Below are 24,684 nucleotides of genomic sequence, written 5' to 3'. Positions count from 1 at the left end.
TCAGCGCCTCCCATTCCGCAGGCGCGGATCGAGCGCCGCATAGGCGAGATCTACGCTAAGATTGATGATGACGAACAGCGCCGAGACCAGCATCAGGTAGGCGACCATGACGGGCCGGTCGAGCGAGGTGATGGAATCAACGATGAGCTTGCCAAGGCCCGGCCAACTGAAGATCGTCTCGGTAACAAGCGCAAAGGCGAGCGTGGAGCCGAGCTCCAGACCAAACACCGTCACAAGAGGAATAGAGATCAGCTTCAGCACATGCCGGCGCAGGATCGTCCATTCCGAAATGCCCGCGGCACGGGCGAATTTTACTGTGTCGGTCAGCATGACTTCACGCGTGCCGGAGGCGGCCAGCCGGCACATCATGGCGAGCTTGAACAGAGACAGGTTGAGCGCCGGCAGGATCAGGTGCGACCAGCCGTCGAGTGTCAGGAACGAAAACGGTATGCCGAAAAGCTCCGCCGTCTCGCCACGCCCGCCCGCCGGCAGCACGCCGAACTGCACGGCAAACACCATGATCAACATCAGGCCGATCCAGAATGTCGGCACCGAGAAACCGAGGATCGACACCGCCATGATGATCTTAGCGAGCAGGCCATCCGGCCTGTACCCGGCGTAAACGCCAAGTGGAATTCCGACGACCGAAGCGAACAATACCGCGATCAACGTCAGTTCCAGCGTTGCAGGCAGACGCTGGGCGATCAGTGTCTCCACCGGCATGTTGAAGACGAAGGAACGCCCGAAGTCACCGGTCAGCAGCCGCTGCAGGAACTGGAGATATTGCTGCCACAACGGCAGGTCAAAGCCATACTGCTCGATGACGAGCTGGCGCATCTCCTGCGTCACGTCAGGTGATATCAGCACATCGACGGGATTGCCGATGACGTAAACCCCCATGAAGACGAGCATCGACATGATCAGCAGCACGAAGAGTGCCTGTATGAAACGGCGTAATATGAATGATGCCATGGCTGCCCCCGGATAGATCCTTGAAAGGGGGCAGCGCCCCCTGAAGTCTTAGTGCCAGCCGTGCTGGATTTCGTGACGCGTTTCCTCAACGCCAACCCGCCAGATCTCCATCATGTCGGAGTCCGGCCGCTGGAAAACGCCATGGTAGTTGCCCTCGCCGATACGTTCGCGCTTGCGTCCTGCATCGACCCGGCTTGTGGCGGCAAAATCGATCCGCTCCTTCTGAAAATTCGGAACGGGTGCGGCCTTGAGGCGTGTCCACGGGAAGTTTTCCATCCAGCTTGCATGTGATGCGGCCGGATCAATCTCCAGCACCTTGGCCATGGTCTTCGGCGCGCGCCACCAGTCATGCAGCTTGACCGAGGTGTCGCGGTTGCGGTTCATCCACTCACCGATCAACGGATTGATCGGCGTGTTTCCGCCGTGGCCGTTGACGATCAATATACGCCGGAAACCAGAGCGGTAGATGCTGTCGAGGATGTCTTCAAAGACGCTGATATAGGTGCGCAAGGAAAGCGTGATCGTGCCCGGGAAATCGGCAAATCCCGAAGCCATGCCATACGGCAAACAAGGGAAAACCGGCACGCCCAACGGCTCGGCGGCCTCCACGGCCACGCGCTCTGCGAGGATCATGTCAGTAGCGAGACTCAGGTAAGCGTGCTGCTCGATCGAACCGACCGGCAGGACGCAACGGTCGTCCTCCTTTACCCGCTCCTCAACCTGGGCCCAGTGCATGTCCTGAATGCGCATTCTCTATCCTTCTCACTGCTGTGCCGCCACCTCTAGGACGCGTTTCGTCCCTTCCGCTCCCGGCGGCCAAAACTCCAATTTAGTTCTTTATGGATCGAAAATCGCGATTGACGCAAGCCTTTTTGGCAGAATACAGTTCCATTCGAGATCAATATAGGTTTTCGCGGTGGATATCATAATGGACGACGCAATGCGTCAGGCGCTGTTTGAAGGGCGAGCGGGACGGGAAGAACCGGCAGTGTCGCCCGGCCCGAAGATCGATGCCATGATGCACGCGAAGCTTTGGGATAATCCCTGCTGGTTTTCGTTCCGGCTCAACTATCTGGCCCTTCATTTCAACAATCCGGTCTACGGCTACATCCAGCAGAACCTTGGTTTGCTGCGTCCGGAATTCGTGGTGCTGTGGTCGCTTTACCTTGGCGGCAGTTCCACGCTGACTGACGTCGTTCGGTCTTCGGGTTTTCCCAAGAACACGTTGAGCCGCGCCGCGAACAAGCTCTCCCGGCTGGAGATGATCGATCGCGAGATCGACCAGGACGACCAGCGGCGTGTTACGCTCGGCCTGACGGAGAAAGGGCGGGCGGCAGTGGAATCGGCCCGCGGGAAGATGATCGAACACGAGCGCCGGATGCTGGAATGCCTCAGTCCGGCTGAGCGGCTGAGCCTTTCGGAAATCCTGACAAAACTCGTCACGGCGTCAGCCGAGTGGCCGCCGATGATCGAAGGCGAGGATACCGACGACGCGATTTGATCGCGTAGCACAACTTCCCGGCTATGGGCCGAGCGACAGAACCCAAAACACTCAACAAGAGAGGAACCTTATGACGATGAAATCCATAATCCGTGCGGCCCTTGTGGCCACCATTCTGTCGTCGCCCGTCGCGGCACTCGCAGCCGACCTGGTGATCGCAACCAAGAATGGCCCTGCGTCAATGGACCCGCACTTCACGGCGACCTCGGCCAATGCCGAAGCCACCAAGCACGTTTTCGACACGCTGCTGCGGTCGGGCAACGACCTCGAAATCCTGCCCGGTCTGGCAACCAACTGGCAGGCGCTTGACGACACCACCTGGGAATTCAAGTTGCGCCAGGGCGTGAAGTTTCACGACGGCTCGGATTTCACCGCGCAGGACGTGAAGTTCTCGATCGAACGCATCCCGGACGTCACCGGCCCGAACCCGTCCACCATCTATGTGCGCCGCGTGGCCAGCGTCGAGATCGTTGACGACTATACCATCCGCGTGAAGACGAACGGCGCAGCGCCGAACCTGCCGAACGACTTCGTTCGCCTGTTCATCGTGTCGCACAAGGCTGCGGCCGACTATTCGACTAAGGACACCTCGGCCGAAGGCTTCAACATGGGCAAGGCCACCATCGGTACTGGCCCCTACAAGTTCGTCAGCTGGGCACCGACGCAGGACCTGGTGCTGGAGAAGTTCGACGGTTACTGGGACGGCGCACAGCCTTGGGACAAGGTCATCCGCAAGGAGATCCCGAATGACGCGGCACGCGTTGCCCAGTTGAAGGCGGGCCAGGTCGATCTCATCGCCAAGGTTCCGGCAACCGACCTCGCCAGCATCGAGTCCGATTCCAAGCTTCAGGTGATCAAGAAGGAATCTGTCTACATTCCTTACCTGGAGTTCGACTTCCGCGAGAATTCCCCGCAGGTTTGGGACAATTCGGGCAAGAAGCTGGACAAGAACCCCTTCCTGGATCCTCGCGTCCGTGAAGCCTTCGACCTCGCGCTCGACCGCGAGACCATTGTGGAGTTCGCTCTCGAAGGCATGGGCGTCGTAGCAACCCAGCTCGTCGCCCCGAACATCTTCGGTTACAACAAGGCGATCCCTGCTCCGGCGTTCGATGTCGAAAAGGCTCAGAAGCTGATGGCTGAAGCCGGTTATCCGGAAGGCTTCAAGGTCGCGCTGAGCTACGCCAACGACCGCATGCCGACCGAGCTTGGTCCGACGGTTGCGCAGCTTCTGGCCGCGATCAACGTGACGGTCGACGTCCAGGGCGTTCCGGCAGCCGTGTTCAACCCGGCCAAGACACGTGGCGAGTATTCGCTCTACATGGCCTCCTGGGGCACGCTGACGGGCGAGTCGAACTACATGCTGTCGTCGCTGATACACACCAATGACGCGGAGAAGTCGCTCGGCGCCTTCAACGTGCGCGGTTACTCAAACCCGCAGATGGACAAGCTGATCCAGGACGCCGCCGTCGAGATGGACGAAGCCAAGCGCCTTGCCCTGCTTGAGGAAGCCAACATGCTGGTTGCGACGGACCGTCCGGACCTGCCGCTGGCGACTAACCTGTCCGCCTGGGGCGCCAAGGCTGATAAGGTGACGTACAACCCGCGTTCTGACGAAGACACGCTGGCCATGGACGTCCAGCCCAAGAAGTAAGCGAAACAATCCGAGGGCACCGGCAACACCCGGTGCCCTTCTCTTTTATCGGAGGATACCCATGACGAAATTCGCTCTTGCCATCCACGGCGGTTGTGGCGTGATGGCCAAGCTGGACCTCAGCGAGGCCGAATGGAATGCCGCCCGCCGCGACCTCGGGCGTGCGCTCGAAGCCGGCTATGCTGTCCTGGAGCGCGGCGGACGCGCCATCGATGCTGTCCAGGCTGCCGTTGTCGTCATGGAAGACAGCCCCCACTTCAACGCCGGTCATGGCGCAGCGCTCAACGAAAACGGCATTCATGAACTGGATGCCTCCATCATGGACGGCGAAACGCTCGCCGCCGGCGCTATCTGCGGCGCACGGCACATCCGCAACCCGATCATCGGCGCACGTGCCGTTCTCGAACACGGAGATGCGGTGCTGCTTGCTGGCCCCGCCGCCGACCGATTTGCCGAGTCCAAAGGGCTCGCAGTCGAGGAGCAGGCTTATTTCACCACCGAGAAGCGCAAGCGCGCCCTCGCGGCGATGAAGGCGCATGCCGCCGCCGGTACGGCGTTCGCCGCCAGCGAGGCGGAGAAGCATGGCACGGTGGGCGCCGTCGCGCTCGACCAGCACGGCCATCTTGCCGCCGCCACCTCAACCGGAGGCTACAACAACAAGCCGGAGGGACGCGTAGGGGACAGTCCGATCATCGGCGCCGGCACTTACGCGCGCGATGGCGTCTGCGCCATCTCCGGCACGGGCAAGGGCGAGTTCTTCATCCGCCATGTCGTCGGCCACGAGATTGCGGCGCGCATGGCTTATCTCGGCGAGGATGTGGAGACAGCGTCAGCCAAGGTCATCATGGAAGACCTGAAGATCCACAATATCGGTGCGGGCCTCGTTGCGGTTGGCGCTGATGGGTCTGTTGCCGCACCCTACAACACGGATGGCATGTTCCGCGGTTGGGTGACCGATGCCGGTGAATTCCGCGTTGCTTCGCATGCGGAAGTCATGTCCTATCCGTGAGCCGTCGTTCCGGCCTCTACTGAGCGACGAGATGGCCTGCTGACACTTCACGATATTCCCGTCTCGTCGCGATATAATCGGCGGGACGGATCGGGCTCCTGAGCTCATCGCTCGCAACCATGCGCTTCTCCCGCCGACGATCCGGATCGGGGACGGGAACGGCAGCCATCAACTTCTTCGTGTAGTCGTGTTGGGGGTTGCCGAAGACTGCCGCACGCGGCCCGATCTCGACGATTTCCCCCAGATACATGACCGCCACGCGGTGGCTCACCCGCTCCACCACCGCCATGTCGTGGGAGATGAACAGGAAGGCGAGGTTGAGGCTATGCTGCAGATCGAGCATGAGGTTGATGACCTGCGCCTTGATCGAAACATCGAGTGCTGACACACTTTCGTCGGCGACAATCACCTTCGGCTGCAGCGCAAGCGCGCGAGCGATGCAGATACGCTGACGCTGGCCGCCGGAGAACTCGTGCGGATAGCGGCTTGCCATGTCTGGCGTCAGCCCGACCTTGCGCAGCATGTCGGCGACCACCTCCTTGGCCTCCTTCGACGTTCCCATCCTGTGTTCAAGATAGGGCTCTGCGATCGCTTGGCCGACCGTCATGCGGGGGTTGAGAGACGCGAACGGATCCTGGAAGATCATCTGGACGGACTTGCGCATCTCCCGCATCTGCCGCTTGTCAAGCGCCTGCAGGTCCCGGCCCTCGACGGTAACAGAGCCGGAGTCGGGCTCGATCAGCCGCATGATGGCGCGGCCCGTCGTGGACTTGCCGCAGCCGGATTCGCCAACCAAGGACAGCGTCTCACCGGCAAAAAGGTCGAACGAGACATTCTCGACAGCATGAACGCGGCCGCTTAGGCGGCCGAACAGGCCTGAATGGATCTCGAACCGCTTGGTGAGGTTCCTCACCTCCAGGATCGGCTTATCCCTGACAACCGTATCCGGCACCTCCACCGGCGTATCAGACTGGCCCGTCGTGTTGTTGACGACCGGAAAGCGCAACGGCCGCTCGTATTTCTGCATCGAGCCAAGAACCGGCACCGCTGACAGCAATGCACGTGTATAGGGATGCCTGCCGCGGTGGAAGATGTCGGCTGTCGCCCCCGTTTCCACCTGCTCGCCCCGATACATGACAACCGTGCGGTCGGCAATTTCCGCCACGACGCCCATGTCGTGCGTAATGAAGAGGACCGAGGTCCCCTCCTCTTCCTGAAGGATCTTGATCAGGTCGAGGATCTGCCCCTGGACCGTCACGTCGAGCGCCGTTGTCGGCTCGTCCGCGATCAAGAGCTTCGGTCTCGATGCGAGAGCCATGGCGATCATCACGCGTTGGCGCATGCCGCCGGAGAACCGGTGCGGATATTCATCGAACCGCGATGCGGCAGAAGGGATGCGAACCTTGTCCAAGAGGCGGATGGTTTCAGCCCTCGCTTCCGCGGCGGACATCGGCTTGTGGCACAACAGCGCTTCGGAGATCTGGTCTCCGATGGTGAAGAGCGGATTGAGGCTCGTCATCGGCTCCTGGAAGATCATCGAGACCTCGTTGCCGCGCACCTTGCGCATCTCGTGCTCGGGAAGCGAAAGCAGGTCGCGATCATCAAGCATGATCTTGCCTTCGATGCGGCTCGTTCCTTCCTGCAGCAACCGCATGATGGACAGCGAGGTGACGCTCTTGCCGGATCCCGACTCCCCGACGATCGCCACGGTCTCTCCCGGCGCGACCGAGAAGGAAACGTTGCGGACCACCGGCTTCCATTCGCCGTCCACGTTGAACGAAGTGGTAAGGTTCTGGACGGACAGAACCGGGGCGATGTTCCTTGTTTCGATGTTTGTCATGATCGTTCCCTCGTTCCTGTGAGCCAGGTTGACGGCTCCCGCATTCGCCCTTCGGGCGCCTTCCGCCCGCCAGGGAGAAGGAAAAAGCCTCAGTCCGGCCAGCGCAACAGGCTGTCGAAGCGGTGCCTGCTGCGGTTTTCAAGCGGCGTGGCGATGATCTCGTTGGAGGCACGCGCCTTGTGGAGTTCCTCCGAAAGGCGTGCCGCCACGATTTTCTCCTGGCCCGGATGCAGGTTGCAGGGGTCGAGATAGAAGTAGTTGTGCTCCACCTCGTGGTCGCGGACGATGACTGGCGGGTTGCCACGGCCAAGTGCGGCCGCAAGATCCCAAGCGGTGATATGGGCTTCCGGGGCCGAGACAATCACCCGCAGGCGGTCGAGCGGGTTGTTGGTCGGATCCGGTTCGATCAGCGCGGTAATGCCCGGTCGGCCGTCGAGCGTTTCCTTCCAGAGGTTCAGGTAGCCGGTTTCGCGCTCTCGAATGCCGGCGTGATCGCGCGTCTCCCACGCTTCCAGCGCCGCCATGACGCCGTAGACGCTTTCCTTGCCGACCTTCATGCCGCGGCCGATGCCCATGTTCTGCAGGAAGGCATGGCGGACCAACTCCTTCTTGCCAGCAACCATGCCAGAAGTCGGGCCGCCAAGGAACTTGTGACCAGAATAGAGTGCAATATCCGCACCCAGCGCCAGAAACAGCTTCAGATCATACTCGGAAGCCGCATCGACGATAACCGGAACGCCCTTGGCATGAGCGATCTCAACGAATTCGGCGAGATGCAGAAGCCCATAATCAACCACATGATGGGAAACGACAAAGACAGCCGCAGCCGTCTTCTCGGTAATGGCGTTCTCCATATGGAAACGGTGCGTCGAGGTTGCCTGGCCGATAAGCACGACCTTGCCACCGCCAAGCCGGATCGCCTGGTCCACCGGCGCGCCGTAGCTCACCACATGGCCCATCTGAACGATGACTTCATTCTTCTCAGGCGTCGCATCCGGCAGCTTTTCGATTGCCAGCAGGTTGTCACCGGTGATTGCTCCCGCAACGGCAAGGCTGATGCCAGCTGAACAGGATGCCGTGACGAAACCTGCCTCGCCGCCGGTCAGCCGTGCGATGACCGCGCTTGCCTTGCGCTGCAGGTCGTTGATCTCGACGAACTGCGGCAGGATCGCCGTCATCGCCTCGATCGCTTCGGGGACGACAATCGATGCTCCGAGGCTGGTCATCGTGCCGGAGACGTTGATGACCGGGCGAAGGCCGATCTTGGTGCGGATGTCATCGGACATTTTATCTCTCTCCAGATGCTGGCCGCCGTAGTTTGCCATCGACAGCTATGCCATAATAATGTAATAGGCTCCCAAATCAGATAAGGAACATCTATTTGGACGCGAAGACTTCACCCGCTGTTTTCAACGAGGACGCTGGCGCTGCACAGGAAACCAGTGCGAAAGGTGCGCGCCGCTCTCGTGTGAGCGGCATCGACCGTGCGCTGCAGGTGATTGATCATCTCTACGAAACTGGTTCGCCAGCCGGCGCTTACGCCATCGCGAAGGCGATCAAGGCGCCGCTTTCGACCGTCTACGTCATCATCGACGACTTGGTCGAAAAGAACATGCTGGCTCGCAACGCCGACGGTTCGATCTGGCTCGGTGCACGGCTCTACCATTACGGCCTCGCCTACGCCCGCTCGCTTGATTTCATGAGCGTCGCCACCCACGAAATGCACGACCTCTGCCGGAAAGCAGGCGAAACCGTCCAGGTCTGCGGCCGCGACGGCGACTATATGCTGGTGCTTGCCATGGCCGATGGTCCGAGCCACTTCCAGGTCGCCTCGCGCGTCGGTACCCGCGTGCCGCTCAACTGGACAGCTTCCGGACGGCTCCTGGTGGGACACCTGCCGGAGAGCGAGCGGATCGAGCTGTTCAAGCGCTGCGCCCGCACCTCCCCGACCGGCCGCGCGGAGATCGACGCGCGCACGCTTTCCGACTCCGCCGGCAAGGCCTTTGGAGAGCGCCTGTCCATCCAGGTTGCCGAGTCCGACTACGCGGTTGCCTGCATCGCGTCGCCGATCTGCGACCGTGACGGCCGGTGTGTTGCGACCATTTCCATCGTCCTTCCGGAACAGAAGGTTCTTTCCGACGAGAACCACTACACGGAGCACGTTCGCGCCTCCGCCGAGCAGATCGAAAAACTGATGGGCTGGCGCAACCACTGAGGTCATTGGTCAATCCCTGAGCGAGACGATCGCTTCGATCTCGACGGTAATGTTGCCCGGCAGCGAACCGAAGCCGACAGCAGACCGGGCATGTTGGCCCGCTTCGCCGAAGACTTCGATGAAGAGGTCCGAGCAGCCGTTGATGACGCTCGGGTGATCCCGGAAGTCGGGAACGGCGTTGACCATTCCCAAGAGCTTCACCACGCGTTTCACTCGTGAAAGGTCGCCTAGTGCCTCATGCATCACGGCCAGCAGGTTGATGCCGACAAGGCGCGCGTGTTGATAAGCGAGAGCAACATCCACTTCGCCCCCCACCTTCCCTGCATGAAGGTACCCGTCCGCCTCGCGCGGCCCTTGGCCGGAAAGGTAGAGCATGTTGCCTTCAAACACATGCGTCACGAAATTGGCGATAGGCGGCGGCGAAGGTGGCAGCGCGATGCCGAGGGTTGCCAACCGGTCGTAGGGCGCAGTTGCCGTGGGAGCGGCCTTTGCTGGAGACGTCGTCACGTAAACTCCTGTCATGCGATTTTCATGAGGTTGCCGATCACCGCCACGACAGGCCGTGGCTGTGACGGACGAGCCGGCGGGCACGCGGGATGTAGCGGCTGGAAGCTACCGCCTCCGATCCCATGATCGCGTAGCGGGGCTCGAACAGCTTCTGCAGGCGCGAGACGTCGCCGTTGGAATCGGTCGCCTCCAGATCAGCATCAACGAGGTCGAAGATCGTGAAATCGGCGCGTTCGCCAACCGAAAGCCGGTTCTCCATCGATAGCTTGATGACCTCCGCGGGATTATGCGTGACAGCCTCAACCACCTTGTCGAAGGGCATGCCGACCGACATCAGCTTTGACATCGTGGTCGCCAGATCCCAGACCGGGAAATTCATCGAGTGACCGTGAAGGTCCGTCGAGATCGAATGCGGCAACAGCCCGCGCGAGATCGCGGCTTCCGCCACCTTGAAGGAGAAGGACGCTCCGCCGTGGCCGATGTCGAGCCGCACGCCTTCGGCAGCACAACGTTCGGCGAGGTTGAACAGGTCCTCGTCTTCCATGATGGAGGAGCCAGCCTTGCCGTTGAAGCAGTGCGTGACGACGTCGCCGGGGCCGAGAATTTCCAGAACTTCATCATACAGCGCCGGCGGTTCGCCGACATGCACCATCATCGGAACCTTGAGGATCTTCGCAATCTTCTTGCCGAGCTTAACCGGCGTCACACCCCAAGAGCCCGTGATGACATGGCTCGCGCGGACCTTGATGCCGACGATATGCTCCTTGTTCTCGGCATAGCACTCCAAGATACGGTCTAGATCGATGTCGCGGATGTCACGGAGTTCGGCGACGCGATTGCAGGCGACGAGACCAATCGAACCGAGATTGAGGAAGGCCTTGATGCGCTCCTTCGACGGCTCGATGATGTACTCGCGAAAACCGTGGAAGTTCGCCTCACCCGCGGAACCGGCGTCGACCAGCGTGGTGACGCCACGCTCTGCGCCACATTCGGACGGGCGGATGGAGATGTCGGTGCCGCCATGCCAGATGTGGACATGCAGGTCGACCCAACCGGGCGAGATCCAGGCGCCCTTGCCGTCGATGCGTTCCGCATCAGCGGGAGCGGCAAGCTGAGAGCCGATCGCGGCGATCTTACCGTCGGAGCCGACGAGAATGTCCGTCGCTGCATCCGGCACACTCTGCCGGAACGCCATCGGTTTCACATTGGTGATGAGGAGCGGCTTAGCCGCTTTTTCACCGTTCATTTACAGATCCTTTCGCAGTCTGGGATCGAGCATATCTCTCAAACCATCGCCGACCATTTGCAGCGACAGCACGGATAAGATGATGGCGAAGCCCGGGAAGTAGGTCATCCAGTCGGCCTGGCCGATATATTGGCGGCCGGCGGAGATCATTGTGCCCCAGGTCGGGATTTCGGGGCTCACGCCGAGGCCAAGGAAGGAAAGGCCGGCTTCGGCGAGCATCGCACTGGCGAACAGGAACGTGCCCTGCACCAGGATCGGCGAGACGAGGTTGCGCAGCACGTGTCGCGTCATAATGTGGAAGGTCGAAATCCCGAGCGCCTTTGCCGCTTCCACATAGGGCAGTTCGCGAATGACGAGCGTAGAGGCACGGACGATCCGCGCGAGGCGTGGCGAATAGACGATCGACAGGGCCACGATGACGGTCGTCAGCGACGGACCGAGCGCAGCGACCAGCGCGATCGCAAGCAGGATATCCGGGAAAGCCATCATCGCATCGATCAAGCGCGCGATCGGCGTGTCGAGCCGCTGGAAGAAACCAGCGAGCAGTCCCATCGTTACCCCGATGATGGCCGAAAGAGCGACAACTGCGGCGCCGACCAGCAGCGACAGTCGCCCAGCGTAAATGGTGCGGCTAAATACATCGCGGCCAAACTCGTCGGTCCCGAACCAGAACAGTTCGCTCGGCGGCTTCAGTCGATTGACGATCGAAAGCTTCGTTGGCGAATAGGGTGCGATCCACGGGGCCAGAACAGCCAGCAACACGAAGATCGTCAGGACGATCAAGCCGGCGGCGACCGTCTTGCGCTTCAGCAGGCGCCGCACGAAACGGCTCCGTTCGCTCACTTCCGGCTTCTCGGCGGTGGTTGCGATATTAGCCATCGTCGCGCACCCCCTAGTAACGGACACGAGGATCAACGAGCAGATAAAGCATGTCGATCGCGAAGTTGATGAAGACATAGAGCCCAGCGATCACGAGCAAAGCGCCCTGGATCACCGGATAGTCACGGCGCAGCACGGCGGACACAACGAGATTGCCAACGCCCGGCAGGCCGAAGACGGTTTCCGTCACCACTGCGCCGGAGATGAGAACGGCGGCGGTGAGCCCGATCACCGTCAGGATCGGGATCAACGCGTTCTTCAGCGCGTGCTTGAGAATGACTTTCCGCTCGATCAGCCCTTTGGCGCGAGCTGTTCGGATATAATCGTCGCCCAACACGTCAAGCATGGAAGCCCGGGTGAACCGCAGGATGAGCGCGGAGGACACGAGACCGAGCGCAAACGCCGGAAGCGTCAAGTGATACATGCGCGTCGCAAAGCTCGCTCCCGGCCCGCCATACCCTGAGACGGGAAACATACCGAAACGCACGGCAAAAAACTGCATCAGGATGAGGCCGAGCCAGAAGCTCGGGGTCGAAGCCGCCAGCATGGCGATCGTGGTCGAGGCCTGATCAACGAACGAACCGCGCCGGTAGGCGGCATAGATGCCGATTGGCAGGGCGATGACGCTGGCAATGGCCAGTGAAAAGATCGTCAGGAAGAAGGTGGGCTCGGCGCGGTCAAGAAGTGCCGAGGTGACCGGCATGTTGAGGAAGATCGACCGACCAAGGTCGCCCTTCAGCAGTTGCCCGATGTGATAGATGTATTGCAGGACAATCGACTGATCGAGGCCGAGCCGGCTGCGTAGCTCTGCGATATCCTGCGGCGTCGCATCAGGCCCCAGCATCACCGCAGCCGGATCGCCCGGCGTGACACGCACGATCACGAATACGATCGTGACGACAAGGAACATCACGACGATCATGCCAAGGAGGCGCTGGAGGATGTAACGTATCATGGGCGGTTCCTGTGTCCGCTTATTCTGCCGGTTTGCACCTCGTCCGCTGTTGCTCCTCCTCTTCCACAGAAGAAGCGCCGGGCGGCCGGGCACGTATCTCTCCCCGCGTACGGGGAGAGAGTGAGCATCAGTGCAACTCCTACGAGATGCTACTTCTTGATCGAGGCGTTCCAGAAGTAGGGCCACGGAGCCGGATCAACGCCCTGAAGTTTGGTCGACATCGCAGAAACGGCGTTGAAGTCACCGATCTTCATGAAGGGCACCTCGTCATAGACCGCCTTCTGGACCTTCGCCCACAGTTCGACGCGCTTCTTCGGGTCAGACTCCGCCGAGAAGGCATCAACGGCCTCCTTGCGCACCGGCGTATCCCACCAGCCCGGCGAACTCGGCGACAGCGAGCCGATCAGCGCCGGCTCCGGCAGGAACGGGCTGTGGGTGATATAGATGTCCCACAGGGCCTTGTCGGCGCGGCGCTGGGTTAGCGTCGCCCAGTCCACGACCTGCATGTCGACCTGGAAGCCGGCAAGCTTGAGATATTCTGCGGCGACCTGCGCCATCTTGTAGTGGAATTCATATTGGCGGCTGGTCAGGATGCGGACAGGCTTGCCGTCATAACCGGCGGCCTTGGCAGCCTCCGCGGCACCTTCAGGATCGGCGACATTGTAGTTGCCCTCGGCACCGATATCCGTCGCCCACGCATAGGGTTCCGGGTAGATATTGCCGTCCAGCGCGTAAAAATCCGTGCTGCCGAATGCAGCGGCCAGCATGTCTTCCATGTTGAGCGCCTGGCGAATTGCCTTGCGGACCTCGACATCCTTGGCAACGCCTTCCGCCGTATTGAAGACAAAGACCGGGTAACCGAAGGGCTTCAGCATTAGCGGCTGCGTCGCCGTCGAGGCCTTCAGCTTGTCGAAGGATTCAACTGGCAGCGAATCGATGTAGTCATACTGGCCGGAAACGGCAGCCTCGACGCGGGTATTGGCATCCGGCACCGGCACGAAGCGAATTTCGTCAAGGTACTGCTTGCGAGCGCCGCCGTATCCGTCGCTCTCGCCGGAGCGAGCCTTATATCCGTCGAAGCGAGCCAACTGGATGTACTGGTCTGCCTTCCGTTCCTTCAGCATGTAGGGACCGGTGCCGATGAAATCTGTCATCGTGTCGGCCTGCTTTTCAGCCGGGATGATGATGGCGGCAGAGTTGTTGAAGGCGAGCAGCGAAGCGAGTGGCGCGTAGGGCTGCTTCAGCTTGATCACGACGGTCGACGGATCTGCCGCGGAGATGGATTCGATGAAACCGGCGGCCTGCTTGCCGCGCGAGGCGAGCTTCGTCCAGCGATTGAGCGAGGCAGCCACGTCATCGGACGCCATGTCGCTACCGTCGTGGAACTTGATGTCGGAGCGCAGCTTGATCGTATAGGTCTTGCCGTCATCGCTGACCTCCGGAAGGCTTTCTGCCAGGAGAGGCGTGACATTCCACGTCTTGTCGAAAGTGTAGAGCGTCTCGAAAATGTGCTGCGTGACGATGCCGACGAGGTCGGCGGTCGAGGTCATCGGGTCGAGCGTCGGCGGTTCGCCGATCGTCGCGACGTTGATCACGCCGCCCTTCTCCTGGGCCATCAGCAGCGAAGGCGCGGCAACAAGCGCCGTGGCGACAAGAAATGCGAGTTTCAATTTCATGGCAGTCTCCCCATTATGTTCCACAATTATGTTATGTAAACTTTTATAACAGAATACAGACTGCCGCATTGGTGTCAATGGGACCAGGAGATGCGCGGTGCTTGGCGGATGGCGCTTGGCGAGCGGAGCGGCTTCTGGAAAATTCCGCGCTCATGTCACACCAGCCAAAGCTCGCTCGTCATGATGTCGTAACCCCAACAGAGGATATGGTAATGACACCGAGACTTGATCCCTTCGCCGCTTCGCCCGTTCTGATGAAGAAGTGGATGAGCATGTCGCTTGATGCGGCTGCCAGCCTTGAACCGAGCCTGATCGAACTGGTGAAGATCCGGTCATCGCAGATCAACGGCTGCGCCAACTGCATCAACATGCACACGGTGGAAGCGCGGGCCAAGGGCGAGACGGAGCAGCGCATTTACCTGCTCTCGGCTTGGCGCGAGGCGCCGTGCTATACTGATCGGGAGCGGGCGGCACTCGGCTGGACGGACGCTTTGACGCGGCTTTCGGAAGGCCATGAACTCGATGCGGCTCGCCAGGCATTGGAGGCGGAGTTCACGCAGGAGGAGCAGGTGAAGCTTACCCTGATGATCAATGTCATCAACGGCTGGAACCGGCTAGCCGTCGGCTTCGGCCTGTGGCTCGAAACACCGGCCCGTCCCCAGGCGGAAAAGGCGGTCGCCTGATGGAGGTCGTCGGCCACGAGGATGCTGCTGCAAGCTTTGCGCCCTTGCGCCCCCGTCTCATGCGCGTCGCTTACCGTATGCTCGGTTCCGTGGCCGATGCCGAGGACGTGGTACAGGAGGCCTTCATCCGCTGGATGAGGGCCGACCGGGCTCAAGTGCGTGAGCCGGAAGCCTTCCTGCGCCGCACCGTCACCCGGCTCTGCCTCGACCAGTTGAAGTCAGCGCGTAAGACGCGTGAAACCTATATCGGCCCCTGGCTTCCCGATCCCGTGGTCGAGGAGGAGGAAGAAGAGGATGTAACGCTGCCGTTGATGCTGGCGCTGGAACGCCTTTCGCCACTTGAGCGCGCGGCCTTCCTGCTGCACGACGTGTTCGGCCTGGAGTTCGAAGAGGTGGCCGCCTCGATCAACCGCGAACCAGCGGCCTGCCGGCAACTGGCGGCCCGCGCACGCGCTCATGTGCGCGACACCCGTACCCGTTCCAGGTCGACAAGAAGCGCGGACTGGAAATCGCCGAAGCCTTCTTCACCGCATCGCGTAGCGGCGACATGACCGCACTCTCCGCCATGCTGTCCGCCGATGTCAGCCTGCATTCCGATGGCGGTGGCAAACGCCCGGCAGCGCTCAGGCTGCTGTTCGGGATCGAAGACGTGATGAAGGTACAGCGCTCGCTGGTGCGCTTCTTCGAAAGAGGTGGCTGGGAACTCGTGCGGATCACAGTGGTGAACGGCTTACCCGGCTTTATCACCCGCGAAGCAGATGGGGAGTTGCAAACGACTGCCCTCGATATAGAGGACGGCAAGGTCACCGCGATCTATGTGATGCGCAATCCGGACAAGTTGAAGCACCTGCATTGAGCAGTGCATCGCTTCACCGGACAAGAAACATGCTAGCTAATGCGAACGAAAGGAACTTGAAAAGACGTCCAGAACGCATGCTTTAGCGCTTCCTTCTTGAACGTTTATTAAAGTATCAAGGGCAGGTTGGAACTCATCGGCTGAGAGTTCTGGATGGGCGAAGTACTCCATACACTGATCTATGAGCATAACCTGCGCTTTGTCGCTTTGGCCGTGGGCATCTGCGCGTTGGCAAGCCTGACCAGTGCTGGCATCGCACAGTACAGCCTGACGGAACAAGCATCCTCGCGCCGGCGCTGGCTGCTTCTCGGTTCGGTGGTGACGGGCCTTGGCATATGGACGACCCATTTTACGCTGCTGCTCGGATATCGAGGCGATCTTGATATTCATTTCAAGCTGAAGACCGTTGCCCTTTCGCTTTTCTTATCCGTTGCATTGACCGTCGTCGCCGGGTGCGTCGGCTTGTTGGGACGCCCACGCGGCATCCTCGCTGGCACCATCATCGGCGTTGGCATCGCGATCTCCCATCTTCTGGATCTGCAGGCGATGCTGCCGCCAGGCGGGATCGTCCAGGATCCGAAAGTCAACGTAGTAGCAGTTGCCTGCGGGATGTTTCTTGCAGGCCTCGCTGGTCACTGCCTCGTCCGCTCCCGGAACCATGTCTTTGCCTGGCCGGCGGCTGTATCGCTCTCCGCTGCCATCTTCGCGCTTCACATCATCGCGATGTCCGGTGTTACGGTCGGACCGGCCTCAAACCCTGTGGAGCCGGGTGCCTGGATCGCCTCGGTCGATCAACTCTCGATCGTCGTTGTCGCCGCATTCCTCATTATCCTGTTCGGGGCGATCTTCTATACATGGCATTCGGAGCGTTTGGCCCAGGCAACGGCTCGGGAGCAAAGCCGCTATATCCGAACCCTTGAGGTCCTTCGCGAAACGGAAGACCATCACCGCGCCTACATTGAGTTGAACCCGCAGATTGCCTGGGTGGCTGACCCGCAAGGCCGGGTGACCGAGATCGCGCCGCTGTGGAGCCAACTTGTCGGGCTGCCGCGTGAAGCCAGTGTCGGCAAAGGCTGGGCTGATGTGGTTCATCCAGATGATATCCCAGGTGTCATCGAACTTTGGCGAAATGCGATCGAGGCAGGTGAAGGCAAGCTTGCGGACGTTCGCTACCGTGTGCGACTGGTCGATGGCGAATACCGATGGTTCAGGGCGCGGGCCCGGCCGCGCCGCAATGCCGAAGGAACGATTGTTGCCTGGTACGGCACCCTTGAAGATATCCACGAACAGGTGCTGTCCGAGACTGCGCTTCGCGAGAGCGAAGAACGCTACCAACTCGCCAGCCGCGCAACCAACGATATCATCTGGGACTGGTCCATCGAGCGCGAACGGGCGAGATGGGCAGGCGCTCACCAGGAGGTTCTGGGTTATCCGGAACTGCAACACGAAACGGACTTGAACTGGTGGCTCGATCGCATCTATCCAGAGGACCGGCCGCGGGTGCTCGCGAGCCAGGCGTTGGCCCTGGAGCAGGGGGCCGATTACTGGAATGAGGAATATCGATTCCTGAACGCCTCGGGAGATTGGATAGACGTCCGCACCAGATGTGTCATTGTGCGCAACAACGCCGGTGAGGCTGTGCGCCTTGTAGGCTCGATGCTGGATGTAACGCAGCAGAAGAAGGCGGAAGCGGAGCTCAACTGGGCTGCCCACCATGACCCGCTGACCAAGCTGCCCAACCGAACGCTTTATCGAAAACAGAAGCTCGCGGCGATCGATTCCGCCGCGCGCAGCGGCACCTTTGTTGGCTTGGTCCTGCTGGACTTGAATGGGTTCAAAGAACTCAACGACAGCTTGGGCCATGCCGCAGGTGACAGCGTATTGTGGCAGACTGCCGAGCGCCTGAGGAACAGTCTTCCCGCTTCCGCGACGGTTGCCCGTCTCGGCGGCGACGAGTTCGCGATCATCCTGCCAGGGCTTCCGACGCCTGACGCGTACAAGGAAACGATCGACAATGCCCTGCAGGCACTTGGGGAACCCTTTACCTTCGGCGACCAGAGTATTCCCGCCAGCGTTTCGGCCGGCGTGGCAATATGGCCAAGGGACGGAGGTGAGCCGGAGTCCTTGCTGATCGCCGCAGATCTCGCACTGTATGCGTCCAAGGCGGAAATGCCGGGGACGGTGCTGGAGTTTACGCCCGCATTAAAGGGAGCCGCCGAGCGGCGCTCCGGCATGCTTGCCCGGGCACGGCAGGCGCTCAAGGAAGATAGCATTGTCCCCTTCTACCAGCCGAAGGTTGACCTGAAGAGCAATCGCGTGACAGGCTGTGAGGCGCTTCTACGCATCCGTGGTGAAGGCGACCGCATCCTGCCGCCATCCGAGATCTCCGCAGCCTTTTCCGATGCAGAACTTGCGGTTCAGTTGACCGACCGGATGCTCGCGCTCGTGTTTGCCGATCTCAAACGCTGGAAGGCGGAAGGTGTGTCGCCGGGACGTATCGCCGTCAATGTGTCCGCGGCAGACTTCCGCCAGAACGACCTGCTGGACCGGCTTCGGCGCCACGCCAGTGCGTCCGACCAGGATCTTGCGTCAGTCGATATCGAGGTAACCGAGACGGTACTCATCGGCGAGCTCGGTCCCGATGTCGCGCGTATGTTGCAGGAACTGCGCCAGCTTGGCATGGCGGTGGCGCTCGATGACTTCGGCACCGGTTACGCGTCGCTCACCCATCTTCAGGATTTTCCGGTCGATGTAATCAAGATCGACAGGTCCTTCGTCGAGCGCATCGACGACAACGAGCCGAAGGCGACCGCAGTGATCGACGCTATCCTCCAGATGGCCAACCGGCTTGGCATGGCAACTGTTGCCGAAGGTATCGAGACGGATGAGCAAGCACGTTACCTGCGCGGCCGGGGCTGCACACTGGGCCAAGGTTATCTCTACAGCCGGCCGGTCCCCGCGACAGACGTCCCGCGCATGCTGTCAGCCATTACCGAGCCGTTGGACTACAGTATCTAGCAGTGTGGATCCGCCGGGACTGCAGATCGGTTGAGGCGTTGCGTCGGTTCGCAAAAGCTGTACCCTGAAGCTCCCAAACCGCCCTTCTATCGGAGGGCCTTTCCGCATGTTCCGAACCAATCCCAGGACTGACACCGAGAATGAATGACAAACTCTTCGAGACACTGAGCGGAATGTATTTCACTGTCGACGACGAGGACGGCGGATACTCCGTCGGCCAGGTCATCCGCCCGGCCATCGATGGTGCCTATCTCGTCCGCTTCGAGGGCAACGAAGTGACGCTTCCGCTGGAGATCGTCACGATCGGCGAAATGCTGCAGACGACCGAGGACGACTACAAACTCTGGCGGTTCTTCGACACTCTGGAAGAGCGCGACAAGTGGACGGAATGGTTGGACACGCCGTCGAAACCGCGTGTCATATCGCTGGTGCGCCCCACAAAGTAGGCACTGCTGCGCTACTTTTTCTTCGCTTGGTCGTGGTGCCACTTGATGGCGAAAAACATGCCTGTGCCCAGCACGATGAGCTTGAACGGCAGCACGACGAGAGGGAACCAATCCCACATTTTGTATATCCAGGCGGTTGATTGAGACGAATGTTGATGAGGAACTGCTACTGCAAAGCGGCGCCTCTTGACATCGGCCATGTTGCCGCACGAGTGCTGTAATACGTTGCCACTACGACCGCGGAACGTATTTCCGCCAATCATGCTCCTCGCGGAATCCCAGAACCTCGCGCGCCTTGCGGTTGGAGATCGGTGCGCCGAACTCGTCGAGTTCTCCATCGATTGGCGTCTCAGGCGCCCACCGTTTCAGGAAGTCGCGTGTCGGCTCCCAGGCCGTGATCGTGTCGTTCACCGCGTTGAAGACCTGAAAGCCAAGCCCGCTCTTCTCGACGCAGAGGTGGACGATCTGGCCAAGATCGCGGGCATCGATGTAGCTCCAGGCATTGCGCTTGCGCGATGGCGGGTCAGCCAGAAATGTCGGGAACTTGTCGTATTCGTGCGGCTCGATGACATTGCCGATCCTCAGCGCATAGATGTCGGCGCCGGACCGCATGGCGAAGGCGCGCGCCGTCTTCTCGTTGACCACCTTCGACAGCCCATAGCTATCCATCGGATCGACATCATAGTCTTCAGTCAGGGGGAACGAGTGATAGTCCTTGTCCCCCTCGGCGAAGCAGACACCATAGGTGGTCTCGCTAGAGGCGATGATGATCTTGCGGATCCCGAGTTTCACCGCCGCCTCGATCACGTTGTAGGTCGACACCGTGTTCGCAGTGAATGTCGCGTTGTCCGGACGGATCAGGATCCTCGGCACAGCTGCAAAATGCACGACGGCATCCACCGGAGCCGGTCCCTTGCCAGTTTCGAGGCCGGCAAAGTCGAAATGCATCGACAGAGCGTTGAAGGTCTCGCCACTGTCTGTCAGGTCTGCGTGGATCGTATTGATGCCCGGCACCTGAGACGGCACGAGATCGATATTCAGGACCTCATGCCCCTGTGCCTTCAGGTATGGCAGGACATGACGACCCGCCTTGCCGCTGCCTCCGGTGAAAACGATCCGCTTGCCCATGGCTTGTTCCTTGTTTTATTTGTTCGACGCGCGGCCGAAGGACCTGCTCGTCGCTCCAGATATTGCCGCGCGACTGCCGGAGGCAAGGGGTGACTTCCGTCAGCCGGCAGCACCCGACACGGCTGCGGCAAGCGCCTTGATGGCCGCGGCATGTGCGGGCGAGCGTGCTCTGGAAAGAAGCACAATTTCCGACGGAGGCAACGGCGGAAGGCCGAGCTCGGCACCGCGGTCGGGCAGGCCGCGCGCGCTGATATCCCCCATCGGCGCCACCCCGGCTTCTGCAAGGATGCCATCATGAAGTGCCGCGCAGCTTCCCGCGGTAAAGGCGTCTCGCCACTCCACGCCCGCGCGTCGAAGCTCCGCAATCGCAACATCGCGGACGCCGCAGGCGGATCCGAGCGACACCAGCGGGATGGCTCTGTTAGAAGGTGGTCGCCAGTTCGGTGCAGTGCGCCAACCCAGCCGGTCCGTGCGGAGCACCTCGCCGGCTGAGCCTCCCCCGTTTCGCCGGATGATGGCCGCATCCGCCTGGCCCGACGCGAAGGCCTCCCTGACATTGCGGGAAAAACCTAAGCTGACCTCGATCACTGCATTGACCGGGAATGCCAGCCGCATGGCCCGGATCGCTGGCGACAATCGGCTGCCGATGGCGTGGTCGCTGGCCGCCAGCATGAAATGCAGCGGCGCTTCGTTGCCGAAAGTGAGCGCCTCCTCGTGCTTGGCCAGCAACTCCCGTGCCTTTGGCAGGAAGACCTGCCCGTCCTCCGTCAGCCGCAGGTGGCGTGGCGTGCGGTCGACCAGGCGCCGGCCGAGCCGTTTTTCCAGCAGTTTCAGCTTTTGACTCACGACCGGCTGCACGGTTCCTGCCGCCTCGGCCGCCTTGGTGAGGCTACCAAGCTCGACGGTAAGAACAAACAGGCGAACACTTTCCAGATCAATCATATGAAATCGCTATGAATGAGATACGCACCACCATCTTCTCACTATGAATGTCGTGGTGCAAGGTGCTCCTGCAAACAAGGAGACAACACCATGCCGATGATCAAAGCCCGCTATACGAAGTCCCGTGACGGAGGCGACCTGCGACCGGAGATGGCCGCCCTGCTGTCTCGCCTCACGGCAGAAATACTGCACAAGGATCCGTCCGTCACGGCAGTCTTGGTCGAGACTGCCGATCCCGAGGCCTGGTTCCTTGCCGGAGCCACCGCGTCCGACCAGAAGCTCGCGACCTTCTATGTCGAGGTTTCGATCACTGAGCACACGAACATCAAGGACGAGACGACGAAATGGGTTCGTGTCGTATATGACGAGATGCGTAAGCTTCTCGGCCCGGTGCATGAAGCGAGTTATGTGCTCGTTCACGCCGTGGATGGTGACACTTATGGCTACGGCGGGCTCACGCAGAACCTGAGATGGGCGCAGAAGCACGCATAGTGGGGCGGCAGCGGTGTAGCACTAGGCGCGCCGGAGGAGGACGGGATGCCGATCTATGAACTGGCGGCCTTGGGAGCCGCAACCTGCTGGGCACTGACGGGGCTGCTGTCCGCAGGTCCGGCAGCCCATCTCGGCGCACTTGCCTTCAACCGGACGCGGCAGCTCTTCATCGCCGTCCTGCTTGGCCTTTACGTGCTGGCGTCGGGATCCTGGCAGGACCTGCAGCCCGACATCCTCTGGCCACTCCTCCTGTCCGGCTTCATCGGCATCTTTCTTGGTGACACGTTGCTCTTCACCTGCCTTAACCGGCTAGGGCCGAGGCGCGCCGGGATCCTGTTCGCCCTCAACGCCCCGATCGCCGCGCTGCTCGGCTGGGCGGTTCTCGACGAACAGCTATCCCTGACGGCTCTGGCCGGCATCGGCCTGACACTCTGCGGCGTCTTGCTCGCAGTCCTGTTTGGCACGCGAAAGGCGCAACTGCACCAATGGGAGGCCGTCAAGGGGCCGCTCTGGCTCGGCGTCCTGGTTGGCCTGCTGGCCGCACTCGCCCAGGCGGTCGGCTCACTGATTGCTAGGCCCGTCATGGCGACCGGCATTGATCCGCTCGCCGCCTCCATGGTTCGGGTGTCGATCGCCGCCGTTGGCTTAACGATCCTGACCCAGATGCCCTTCGAAGCGGTCAGGCCCAAAGGTGCATTGACCCGCGGCGTGTTTCTCCAGACGGCCATGACCGGCATCATCGCGCTTGCCTTCGGCATGACCCTTCTTCTCTTGGCGCTCTCCGGCGGCAAGCTCGGTATTGTCTCGACTCTCTCGGCGACGACGCCGGTGATCATCCTGCCAATGCTCTGGCTGAAGACCCGCGAAGTGCCGGCACCCGGCGCCTGGGCTGGCGCTGCGCTTGTCGTGGCCGGTATGGCCCTGATCTTCTGGCGATAGCCACCATCACCTTCCTGAAGAACCCGGTACCAGTTCTTACCCGTAAGCTAAATTAGCTGGTTTCGAGAATGGGTAAGGAGTAAAGGACGCGCAACTGTGCGTCCCCTGCAAGTACGTCGCTTTGCGAGCAAGGGCGGAGACTATCAGTAGAACATAACCAGACTTGGCGCGCCGGGTCTCGCGCCGACGAGCTTTTGATCATCCGGAGTTGATTATGGTCAACGATCGCATTCGCCTGAAATCCCTTCTCGACAAAGTCACAACCCCCGAAGCTGCGGCCGATCTCATCAAGGATGGCATGGTCGTTGGCATGAGCGGGTTTACGCGTGCAGGCGATGCAAAGGCCGTTCCGATCGCCATGGCGGCGAAAGCAAAAGAGCAGCCGTTCAACATCACTCTCATTACCGGTGCATCACTCGGCCATGACATCGACCGCATGCTGACCGAGGCCGGTGTTCTGGCCCGCCGCATGCCGTTCCAGGTCGACCGGACACTGCGCGCCGCGATCAATCGCGGCGACGTCATGTTCATCGACCAGCACCTGTCCGAGACGGTTGAGCACCTGCGCTCGAACCAGCTCGGGCCTATCGATTATGCGGTTGTGGAAGCCACTGCGATCAGCGAAGAAGGCGGCATCGTGCCGACGACCTCGATCGGCAACTCCGCGAGTTTTGCGATTCTCGCCAAGAAGATCATCGTCGAGATCAACCTCAGCCAGCCGGCCAATCTCGAAGGCCTGCACGACATCTATATCCCGACCAAGCGTCCGACACGTACGCCGATCCCGGTTGTTGCCTGCGAAAGCCGCGTCGGCCTCCCTTACGTGCCGATCGACCCTGAGAAGATCGCGGCAATCGTTGTTACCGACAAGAAGGACAGTTTCTCAACGGTGGAAGCACCCGATGAAGGCACGCAGGCGATTGCCGGCCACCTCATCGACTTCTTCAAGGGCGAAGTGGATGCAGGCCGGCTGGACCTGACACTGCAGCCTTTGCAGGCCGGCATCGGGACGATTGCCAACTCCGTGTTGACCGGCCTGGTGGATGGACCGTTCCATGATCTTCGCATGTACAGCGAGGTTCTGCAGGACAGCACGTTCGACCTGCTGGACTCCGGCAAGCTCGTCTTCGCCTCCGGTTCCTCCATCACGCTCTCCGCGGCGTGCAGCGAGCGCGTGTTCGGTCAGTTTGAAAAATACAAGGACCGGCTCATCCTTCGCCCGCAGGAGATCAGCAACCACCCGGAAGTCATCCGTCGCCTCGGCGTGATCGGCATCAACACGGCGCTTGAAGTCGACATCTACGGCAACATCAATTCCACGCATGTGAACGGCACGCATATGATGAACGGCATCGGCGGTTCGGGCGACTTTGCCCGCAATGCCTACCTGTCGATCTTCGTCACCAAGTCGCTCGCCAAGGAAGGCCGCATTTCATCGGTGGTGCCTATGGTGCCGCATGTCGACCATACCGAACATGATGTCGATGTGATCGTCACCGAAAACGGCCTTGCCGACCTGCGCCAGCTTGCGCCGCGTGAGCGGGCGGAACAGATCATCCAGCATTGCGCCCATCCGGACTACCGTGAAGCCCTCATGGATTACTTCCAGCGTGCAGCAGCGCGCGGCGGCCACACGCCTCACATCCTGGAAGAGGCGTTCTCCTGGCACACCCGGCAGCAGGTAACTGGAAGCATGAAGGCCTAAGGTGACGGGCCGAGCCCTTCCCAC

22 protein-coding genes and 1 pseudogene are annotated in these 24,684 nt (G+C 60.9%); 11 read left to right on the top strand and 12 right to left on the bottom strand.

Annotation, left to right across the window (positions count from 1 at the left end; all coding sequences use genetic code 11):
- Together M0654_RS06485 and M0654_RS06480 are read right to left on the bottom strand one after the other, a co-directional pair.
- Complete coding sequence (locus M0654_RS06485) at nucleotides 1-972, bottom strand: ABC transporter permease (protein WP_248682340.1); 972 nt, start codon at nucleotides 970-972, stop codon at nucleotides 1-3.
- Between the two features lie 48 nt (nucleotides 973-1,020).
- Nucleotides 1,021-1,722, bottom strand: coding sequence for a creatininase family protein (locus M0654_RS06480; RefSeq protein ID WP_248682339.1), 702 nt, complete (start codon nucleotides 1,720-1,722; stop codon nucleotides 1,021-1,023).
- Between the two features lie 178 nt (nucleotides 1,723-1,900).
- Between M0654_RS06480 and M0654_RS06475 the strand changes: the two genes are divergently transcribed.
- The 3 genes from M0654_RS06475 to M0654_RS06465 all read left to right on the top strand — a co-directional run bounded on the left by M0654_RS06475 (nucleotide 1,901) and on the right by M0654_RS06465 (nucleotide 5,133).
- Nucleotides 1,901-2,473, top strand: coding sequence for a MarR family winged helix-turn-helix transcriptional regulator (locus tag M0654_RS06475; RefSeq protein ID WP_248682338.1), 573 nt, complete (start codon nucleotides 1,901-1,903; stop codon nucleotides 2,471-2,473).
- A 76-nt stretch (nucleotides 2,474-2,549) separates the two neighbouring features.
- A complete protein-coding gene (locus M0654_RS06470; RefSeq protein ID WP_248682337.1) occupies nucleotides 2,550-4,124 on the top strand; it encodes an ABC transporter substrate-binding protein in 1,575 nt (524 codons plus the stop codon).
- Between the two features lie 61 nt (nucleotides 4,125-4,185).
- Nucleotides 4,186-5,133 carry an isoaspartyl peptidase/L-asparaginase family protein gene (locus M0654_RS06465; RefSeq protein ID WP_248682336.1) on the top strand — a complete coding sequence of 316 codons (948 nt, stop codon included), beginning with the start codon at nucleotides 4,186-4,188 and terminating at the stop codon, nucleotides 5,131-5,133.
- Between the two features lie 16 nt (nucleotides 5,134-5,149).
- Here M0654_RS06465 and M0654_RS06460 read toward each other — a convergent pair whose 3' ends face one another.
- On the bottom strand, nucleotides 5,150-6,973 hold the full coding sequence (locus M0654_RS06460; RefSeq protein WP_248682335.1) for an ABC transporter ATP-binding protein: 1,824 nt from the start codon (nucleotides 6,971-6,973) through the stop codon (nucleotides 5,150-5,152).
- Nucleotides 6,974-7,062: 89 nt separating this feature from the next.
- On the bottom strand, nucleotides 7,063-8,259 hold the full coding sequence (locus M0654_RS06455; protein ID WP_248682334.1) for an aminotransferase class V-fold PLP-dependent enzyme: 1,197 nt from the start codon (nucleotides 8,257-8,259) through the stop codon (nucleotides 7,063-7,065).
- Nucleotides 8,260-8,348: 89 nt separating this feature from the next.
- Here M0654_RS06455 and M0654_RS06450 point away from each other — a divergent pair, with 89 nt between their 5' ends.
- Nucleotides 8,349-9,188 carry an IclR family transcriptional regulator gene (locus tag M0654_RS06450; protein ID WP_248682377.1) on the top strand — a complete coding sequence of 280 codons (840 nt, stop codon included), beginning with the start codon at nucleotides 8,349-8,351 and terminating at the stop codon, nucleotides 9,186-9,188.
- 9 nt (nucleotides 9,189-9,197) lie between these two features.
- Here M0654_RS06450 and M0654_RS06445 read toward each other — a convergent pair whose 3' ends face one another.
- The 5 genes from M0654_RS06445 to M0654_RS06425 all read right to left on the bottom strand — a co-directional run bounded on the left by M0654_RS06445 (nucleotide 9,198) and on the right by M0654_RS06425 (nucleotide 14,451).
- Nucleotides 9,198-9,710 carry a RidA family protein gene (locus M0654_RS06445; protein ID WP_248682333.1) on the bottom strand — a complete coding sequence of 171 codons (513 nt, stop codon included), beginning with the start codon at nucleotides 9,708-9,710 and terminating at the stop codon, nucleotides 9,198-9,200.
- A 22-nt stretch (nucleotides 9,711-9,732) separates the two neighbouring features.
- On the bottom strand, nucleotides 9,733-10,941 hold the full coding sequence (locus M0654_RS06440) for an amidohydrolase/deacetylase family metallohydrolase (RefSeq protein WP_248682332.1): 1,209 nt from the start codon (nucleotides 10,939-10,941) through the stop codon (nucleotides 9,733-9,735).
- Nucleotides 10,942-11,820: an ABC transporter permease gene (locus tag M0654_RS06435; RefSeq protein WP_248682331.1), complete on the bottom strand. Its 879-nt coding sequence runs from the start codon at nucleotides 11,818-11,820 to the stop codon at nucleotides 10,942-10,944.
- 13 nt (nucleotides 11,821-11,833) lie between these two features.
- Nucleotides 11,834-12,775: an ABC transporter permease gene (locus M0654_RS06430; RefSeq protein WP_248682330.1), complete on the bottom strand. Its 942-nt coding sequence runs from the start codon at nucleotides 12,773-12,775 to the stop codon at nucleotides 11,834-11,836.
- A gap of 149 nt (nucleotides 12,776-12,924) precedes the next feature.
- Nucleotides 12,925-14,451 (bottom strand): ABC transporter substrate-binding protein, encoded by a 1,527-nt coding sequence (locus tag M0654_RS06425; RefSeq protein WP_248682329.1) that lies wholly within the window; start codon nucleotides 14,449-14,451, stop codon nucleotides 12,925-12,927.
- 212 nt (nucleotides 14,452-14,663) lie between these two features.
- Between M0654_RS06425 and M0654_RS06420 the strand changes: the two genes are divergently transcribed.
- The 4 genes and pseudogenes from M0654_RS06420 (at nucleotide 14,664) to M0654_RS06405 (ending at nucleotide 19,454) form a co-directional block, all read left to right on the top strand.
- Complete coding sequence (locus M0654_RS06420) at nucleotides 14,664-15,134, top strand: carboxymuconolactone decarboxylase family protein (protein WP_248682328.1); 471 nt, start codon at nucleotides 14,664-14,666, stop codon at nucleotides 15,132-15,134.
- Nucleotides 15,134-15,990, top strand: a pseudogene (locus M0654_RS06415) (sigma-70 family RNA polymerase sigma factor). Before M0654_RS06420 ends, M0654_RS06415 begins: the two are co-directional and overlap by 1 nt.
- Before the next feature lie 153 nt (nucleotides 15,991-16,143).
- Nucleotides 16,144-19,008, top strand: coding sequence for a bifunctional diguanylate cyclase/phosphodiesterase (locus M0654_RS06410; RefSeq protein WP_248682327.1), 2,865 nt, complete (start codon nucleotides 16,144-16,146; stop codon nucleotides 19,006-19,008).
- 140 nt (nucleotides 19,009-19,148) lie between these two features.
- Nucleotides 19,149-19,454, top strand: coding sequence for a hypothetical protein (locus tag M0654_RS06405; RefSeq protein ID WP_118852621.1), 306 nt, complete (start codon nucleotides 19,149-19,151; stop codon nucleotides 19,452-19,454).
- Nucleotides 19,455-19,465: 11 nt separating this feature from the next.
- Here the strand turns inward: M0654_RS06405 and M0654_RS06400 are convergent, their stop codons facing one another.
- From M0654_RS06400 to M0654_RS06390, 3 genes are all read right to left on the bottom strand, one after another.
- On the bottom strand, nucleotides 19,466-19,654 hold the full coding sequence (locus M0654_RS06400; RefSeq protein WP_248682382.1) for a hypothetical protein: 189 nt from the start codon (nucleotides 19,652-19,654) through the stop codon (nucleotides 19,466-19,468).
- Nucleotides 19,655-19,685: 31 nt separating this feature from the next.
- Nucleotides 19,686-20,582 (bottom strand): NAD-dependent epimerase/dehydratase family protein, encoded by an 897-nt coding sequence (locus tag M0654_RS06395; RefSeq protein ID WP_248682326.1) that lies wholly within the window; start codon nucleotides 20,580-20,582, stop codon nucleotides 19,686-19,688.
- 99 nt (nucleotides 20,583-20,681) lie between these two features.
- Nucleotides 20,682-21,524, bottom strand: a complete 843-nt coding sequence (locus M0654_RS06390; RefSeq protein ID WP_248682325.1) for a LysR family transcriptional regulator — start codon at nucleotides 21,522-21,524, stop codon at nucleotides 20,682-20,684.
- Nucleotides 21,525-21,614: 90 nt separating this feature from the next.
- On the opposite strand from M0654_RS06390, the gene M0654_RS06385 reads away from it, so the two are divergent.
- The 3 genes from M0654_RS06385 to M0654_RS06375 all read left to right on the top strand — a co-directional run bounded on the left by M0654_RS06385 (nucleotide 21,615) and on the right by M0654_RS06375 (nucleotide 24,660).
- Entirely contained in the window at nucleotides 21,615-22,016 is a 402-nt protein-coding gene (locus M0654_RS06385; protein ID WP_248682324.1) for a tautomerase family protein, read from the top strand.
- A gap of 45 nt (nucleotides 22,017-22,061) precedes the next feature.
- Nucleotides 22,062-22,955 carry a DMT family transporter gene (locus M0654_RS06380; protein WP_248682323.1) on the top strand — a complete coding sequence of 298 codons (894 nt, stop codon included), beginning with the start codon at nucleotides 22,062-22,064 and terminating at the stop codon, nucleotides 22,953-22,955.
- Between the two features lie 214 nt (nucleotides 22,956-23,169).
- Entirely contained in the window at nucleotides 23,170-24,660 is a 1,491-nt protein-coding gene (locus M0654_RS06375) for an acetyl-CoA hydrolase/transferase family protein (protein ID WP_248682322.1), read from the top strand.
- Nucleotides 24,661-24,684: the final 24 nt, after the last annotated feature.

The sequence above is a fragment of the Neorhizobium turbinariae genome, from assembly GCF_023223505.1.
Classification (GTDB): Bacteria; Pseudomonadota; Alphaproteobacteria; order Rhizobiales; family Rhizobiaceae; genus Neorhizobium; species Neorhizobium turbinariae.
This window is presented reverse-complemented; position numbering and strand designations above follow the sequence as displayed.